The sequence below is a fragment of the Terriglobia bacterium genome (assembly GCA_020072565.1).
Lineage (GTDB): Bacteria > Acidobacteriota > UBA6911 > UBA6911 > UBA6911 > JAFNAG01.
This window is the reverse complement of record JAIQGI010000134.1, coordinates 1-2,614: the sequence shown is the minus strand read 5'-3', so window position 1 is coordinate 2,614 and position 2,614 is coordinate 1. Positions and strand designations below refer to the sequence as shown.

Below are 2,614 nucleotides of genomic sequence, written 5' to 3'. Positions count from 1 at the left end.
GGGTCTTCTCCAAAGTGAGTGGGTAACTTTTCGGTCGTAATCCACTCTTTGATCTTCCAATGAGTTTCCTTACCAGTGCCTCGGCGGTTAAATCTTTTGCAAGCTGGGGGCCGCAGGCTTCGCGCCAAACAAAGTGCATTTGGCACTGCGCCTGCCCGGGCCCCATCGCTTGCAATTCCTCACTACGGCGCCGCAAAGCCCCAATGCCAATTGGGGGGGCTTTGCGGCGCCCCCAAGAGCGCTCTTGGAGGAGGGGGTGGTGAAGGGAAAGGCGCTTTGCACGTCGACCCCCTTGGAACTCTCTCGGCACGGAGATCCGCCGCCTCAAATCTCCGGGAGCATGCAAGTGAGGACCTTCAGCCGCAAATACTCCTCATCGCGCAACCCGTAGGCTCGTCTTTGCAGAACCCGAATCTTGTTGTTCAATCCTTCCACGAAGCCCAGAGACACCTTGTTCTCGAGCTCGCAGTAGGCGGCGATCCCGTCCCAGTGGCGAATGATCATCAGAGCGAAATCTTCGTAAGGTCGCAGCCGCTGCCACTTCAAAGCGGCTCTCCAGTTCTCCATGAATCGTCTCGCCCAACCTTCTTTCTCGTAGTCCCACAACTGACCGAAGGATTCCTTCAGCACGTAGGCCGTGTTGAGCCGCTTGTTGGCCTCGAGCAACCTTTTCAGGGACCTGCGGCCATCGAGTGTCAGGTTTTCCCGATGCGACAGCAGCGTGTACTTCTGACCCTTGATGAACTCGCGGCTCTTGCCCGTAAGCCGGGCGTATTCGCTCTTGCGCACCTGGTCCAGCGCGTCTCCCAGATGGCGCATGACATGGAATTTATCAAAGAGAATCTTCGCCTGCGGCGCATGCCTCCCCGTCGAGTTCCTGAAAGGTTTCCACATGTCCATCACGGCCAATTGAATCCGCCGGCTGTTCTTGGCTCCCAGCCACTGGTAGAACTGATCCATGCTCTCTTCGGAACGGTCCCTGCCTCCAAACCAGATCGGGCGTTGACGGACCAGATCGCTGACGACAATGCGGTAGGTGTGTCCCTTGCGGATGGAGACTTCATCAATGCCTATGATTCTCGGACCCGGCGTCCCGATCCGGCGCAACTGTTCTTGCATGTACTGCTTGTCGAGCTCCTTGACCGTTTTCCAGTTTCCAGTCCAGATGCAATTCCCGGGCAACATCTCGAATGGTCGAAGCCCGGCAACGGCGGCCGACGAAGAAGGCAAATCGCTTGGTGTAGAACGGATTGTCGGCCAACCAGGACAGTTCTTCTCGTTTCACCTTGCCGCAACTCCGGCACCACCCGCGCCGCACTTCGATCTCCAGATAGATGCGCGTGTCCCCGCAGGAAAGATCGCGCGCCATACCATTTTGTGGTCGTAGAAGGCACGATGGGACGTGCCGCAGACACCGCAAATCGTTTTTTCCCCCGCCGCGAGAGTCGAACAATGCGGGCCTTGGGGTCGCCGAAAATCCCTCGGACGGTAGACTGGGGGCAAAATGTCGTGGAGTCTTCGATCTGGACGCATTCCCAAATCATGCCACGTTTCCTCGGGCCAGAAAAACGCGAAAAACCACGTCCATCAAGCGTTTCACGAGATTAGAGTCGGAAAATCACCCACTCACTTTGGAGAAGAGGCCTTGTGCCTTTCACCGGCGTTTGGTTCTGCTTCACGAATAATTCGGATTAATAGTGCGCCAAGGTTCAGTTAATTCCGCAGGACGGAAGCCCCCTGCATTTGCGGTTTCTTCACGCAACATTTATTAGCTTTCAAAATTCATGTGCGACACTCCTCCTGCTCGACACTGAAGGGGTGTTGGGCAGAACCTTCAACCAAAATATCAATGAAAGGTGAATGAATGAAACATCTGAAGGAGTCAAATTACAGACGATCATTCGTTATGGCGGCGCTGGCAGTCTGCATCGGTGCTGTCTGTCTGGCAGGCTCAACCTGGGCTGACAAGGATTACCAAGAGGGTTGGGTGGCGGGTGACTTTCATCAGCACACAACCTACACTGACGGCTCCAACTCGATGAAGACCGTCATGTACAAAAACAATCAGTTCGGTCTCGATTGGTGGGCGAACAGCGAGCATGGCGGCGCCTCCGGTTCCGACGCGCGCGGGCCATTAACCATAAATGGTCCCTACGATGTAAATGGCGGTATACCGTGGTCCAAATACCTGGCCGGCACTATTCTGGGTGATGCCAACTCGGGGAATAACTTTGGCGCGAATATGTGGCGGTGGCAAGTGATCCGGGATTATTCCTTCTGGGATGTGATGTATGCCGGGGCACTCTTGTCCAAACCGGTCATCCAGGGCTTGGAGTGGAATGCGCCGGGCCACGAACACTGCAGCACCAGTATCATTGCCAACCAGTTTGATTCCAGCAAGCCAAACGCGAATCCGGTGGCGCAGTTTGAATATCTCTTCGACGCCAGCGACAAAGATGTCAGCGGTGGCCTGGCTCTAGGAGTCCGTCCGAGAATTGCGGTTTGAAGGCATATTGTCGCCCTGGAGCTGCCTTATGCAGCGATCCGCCAGTCAGTCGAACATGTCAGATTGCAGAATGTAATTTTGCGTCACTCGCGGTGTGGACTGTGAGTT

At 55.4% G+C, this 2,614-nt stretch carries 3 protein-coding genes; 1 reads left to right on the top strand and 2 read right to left on the bottom strand.

The window, feature by feature from the left end:
- Positions 1–324: 324 nt before the first annotated feature.
- Positions 325–1,119 carry an ISL3 family transposase gene (locus LAP85_29800; protein ID MBZ5500604.1) on the bottom strand — a complete coding sequence of 265 codons (795 nt, stop codon included), beginning with the start codon at positions 1,117–1,119 and terminating at the stop codon, positions 325–327.
- Complete coding sequence (locus tag LAP85_29795) at positions 1,064–1,369, bottom strand: hypothetical protein (GenBank protein ID MBZ5500603.1); 306 nt, start codon at positions 1,367–1,369, stop codon at positions 1,064–1,066. The genes LAP85_29800 and LAP85_29795 overlap by 56 nt, the downstream gene beginning before the upstream one ends.
- A 495-nt stretch (positions 1,370–1,864) precedes the next feature.
- On the opposite strand from LAP85_29795, the gene LAP85_29790 reads away from it, so the two are divergent.
- Complete coding sequence (locus tag LAP85_29790; protein ID MBZ5500602.1) at positions 1,865–2,506, top strand: hypothetical protein; 642 nt, start codon at positions 1,865–1,867, stop codon at positions 2,504–2,506.
- Positions 2,507–2,614 lie beyond the last annotated feature (108 nt).